Origin of the sequence: Pseudokineococcus marinus (genome assembly GCF_013004605.1) — a bacterium.
Taxonomy (GTDB): Bacteria; Actinomycetota; Actinomycetes; order Actinomycetales; family Quadrisphaeraceae; genus Pseudokineococcus; species Pseudokineococcus marinus.
Genome location: NZ_JABEMA010000349.1, coordinates 1 through 2,939 on the forward strand (window position 1 = coordinate 1; position 2,939 = coordinate 2,939).

General features: G+C 79.2%; 2 protein-coding genes and 1 riboswitch. Both genes read left to right on the forward strand.

Annotated features, from left to right (window positions below; genetic code table 11):
- The first annotated feature begins 402 nt into the window (after positions 1-402).
- Positions 403-552: riboswitch (FMN riboswitch) on the forward strand.
- A gap of 184 nt (positions 553-736) precedes the next feature.
- Positions 737-1,399 (forward strand): riboflavin synthase, encoded by a 663-nt coding sequence (locus HLB09_RS15210; RefSeq protein WP_171204172.1) that lies wholly within the window; start codon positions 737-739, stop codon positions 1,397-1,399.
- Entirely contained in the window at positions 1,396-2,802 is a 1,407-nt protein-coding gene (ribA, locus tag HLB09_RS15215) for a GTP cyclohydrolase II (RefSeq protein ID WP_322790211.1), read from the forward strand. Before HLB09_RS15210 ends, ribA begins: the two co-directional genes overlap by 4 nt.
- Positions 2,803-2,939 lie beyond the last annotated feature (137 nt).

The following is a 2,939-nucleotide window of genomic DNA, read 5'->3' on the forward strand; positions in this document are numbered from 1 at the left end:
TCTCCGCGCGCACCGCCCCGGACGCTCGTGCTCAGCCGCGGGCTCCCGCCCTCGTTCTCGGGCGCCCGGAGACAGGTCGGGCTCCGGCGCGTCGGGCGAGGTCTCGCTCGAGCGTCCGGCGGGGTGGCGCGGAGAGGCACGTCAGGCCGGCGCCCCGCACCGATCGCGGGGTGGCAGCAGCGCGCCGAGCCAGTGCCCGGAGCGCCGCGCCGCCGGACGCGGACCCGGCCGTGCGCGCCGACCGACCCTCGAAGGCTCCGCGTGTCCTGCGGGCCCGGCCACGGGGTGGTCCGAGAGGAGCGAGCGACGCCGCTCCGTCACCCGCGCGGGTCGCCGGTGGGCGTGCTCGGGCCCGGGAGTGGCACCATGGGGGCGCTCGACGTGGCCAGCGCCCCGTCCAGCGCGTGCTCCCGGGGTCGGTGCAAGTCCGAACCGGCGGTGACAGTCCGCGAACCGCGGTGGCCCCGCGCCCTCCAGGCGCGGTCGGTCGGCGCGGCCGACCCGGTGGAAGTCCGGGACCGACGGTGAGAGTCCGGAGGGGAGGCAGCACGCGGTGGCCCGGGGGCGCGCAGCGCCGTCGTCCGCCGCGGGCACCCCCGCGCCGGTCGGCGTCGTCCGCGCACCCCTCCCACCGACCGCCGGCGACGGCGGAGCTGCCCCCGCACGTCCTCCCGCGATCCCGCGCCGGTCGCCGTCGCCCCGGCCCGTCGGCTGACGGCGCCAGGAGGAGGAGCGGGTGTTCACGGGCATCGTGGAGGAGCGCGGCGAGGTCGTCGCGATCGAGGTGGCGGGCGACGACGCGCGGCTGAGCGTGAGGGGTCCGCTCGTGGTGGGCGACGCGCGCGAGGGCGACTCGATCGCCGTCGACGGCGTGTGCCTGACCGTCACGGGGGAGCCGGAGGACGGCGTCTTCGCCGTCGACGTCATGGGCGAGACGCTGCGTCGCACGAGCCTGGGCACGCGCTCGCCGGGGGACCCGGTGAACCTCGAGCGGGCCCTGCGCGCCGACGCCCGCCTCGGCGGCCACGTCGTGCAGGGGCACGTCGACGGGGTCGGCCACGTCGTGGCGCGCACCCCGTTCGAGCGCTGGGAGACGGTGCGCGTGTCGGTGCCGACCGACCTGGCGCGCTACGTCGCGGAGAAGGGCTCCATCACCGTCGACGGCGTCTCGCTGACGGTCACGGCCGTCGGGGACGACGGCCCGGCCGAGGGGCCCGGCGGCCTCGACCTGCAGGGCGAGCGCTCGTGGCTCGAGGTCGGGCTCATCCCGACGACCCTCGCCGCGACGACGCTCGGCGAGCGGCGGGTCGGCGACCCGGTCAACCTCGAGGTCGACGTCCTCGCCAAGCACGTCGAGCGGCTGCTGGCCTCCGGCGCGCTCCCCGGCGGGCCCCGGTGAGCGCGACCACGGGCGCGCCGTCGGTGGTCCCTCCTCGCGACGGGGAGGACGTCGACCAGCCGCTCGCGGCGCCGGCCGTCGACGGCGACTCGGGCGTGGCGCTGGACCCGCTGGAGGACGCGCTCGCGGCGCTCGCCGCGGGGCGTCCCGTCGTCGTCCTCGACGGCGCCGACCGGGAGGACGAGGGCGACCTCGTGCTCGCGGCCGAGCTGGCGGAGCCGGCCACCGTCGCCTTCGTCGTCCGCTGGACCAGCGGGCTGCTGTGCGCGCCGCTCGCGGCCGAGGACGCCGACCGGCTCGAGCTGCCGCTCATGGGTGCGGGGTCGCGGCGCAACCGGGGCGACGCGCACGGGACGGCCTACACGATCACCGTCGACGCGGTGGTCGGGACGACGACGGGCATCAGCGCCGCCGACCGCGCCCGCACGCTGCGGGCGCTCGCCGACCCGGCGTCCGCGCCGGACGACCTGCGGCGGCCGGGGCACGTGCTGCCGCTGCGGGCCGCCGGCGGCGGCGTCCGCGAGCGGCCGGGCCACACCGAGGCCGCCGTCGACCTGTGCCGCCTGGCCGGGCTGCGGCCGGCGGCGCTCATCGCCGAGCTCGTCGACGACGCCGACCCCGAGGGCGGCATGCTGCGGCGCGACGGGTGCCGCGCCTTCGCCGACGCGCACGGGCTGCCGCTCGTGTCGATCGCCCAGCTGGCGGCGCACCTGCACGCCACGGGCGCACCGCAGGCGGCGCCCGCGGAGCGCGGGCGCGTCGTCGCCGGGGCGGTCGCCTCGCTGCCGACGGCGGCGGGGCGCTTCACCGCCCACGCGTTCACCGAGCCGGCGACCGGCACCGAGCACCTCGCGCTGGTGCCCGAGGGGGCCGAGCTGCCCGCGGAGGACGTGCTCGTGCGCGTGCACTCGGAGTGCCTCACCGGCGACGCGCTCGGGTCGCTGAAGTGCGACTGCGGGCCGCAGCTGCGCGCGTCCCTGGCGGCGGTGGCCGCGGCGGGCGCCGGCGTGGTCGTCTACGTCCGCGGCCACGAGGGCCGTGGCATCGGGCTGGCCGCCAAGATGGCCGCCTACGCCGAGCAGGACCGCGGCGCGGACACGGTCGAGGCGAACGAGCGCCTCGGCCTGCCCGTCGACGCGCGCGAGTACGGCGCGGCGGCGGCGGTGCTGCGCGCGCTGGGCGTGCGCAGCGCGCGGCTGCTCACCAACAACCCGGAGAAGGAGGAGGGCGTGGCCGAGCACGGCGTCGTCGTCAGCGGCAGGGAGCCCCTCGTGGTGGCGGCGGTGCCGGAGTCGCGCCGCTACCTGGAGGTCAAGCGGGACCGGATGGGGCACCTGCTGCCCCTGTCGGCCACGGACGGGCCCCACGGGGCCGGCGCGACCGGCACGGGGGTGGCCCGGTGAGCGGCGAGGGGTCGCCGACGCCGTCGCTGGAGGGGGCGGCGCGCCTGCGCGTCGGTCTCGTCGCGGCGTCGTGGCACGAGCAGGTCATGGGCGGCCTGCTCGCGGGCGCCCGCGCCGCGCTCGCCGACGCCGGGGTG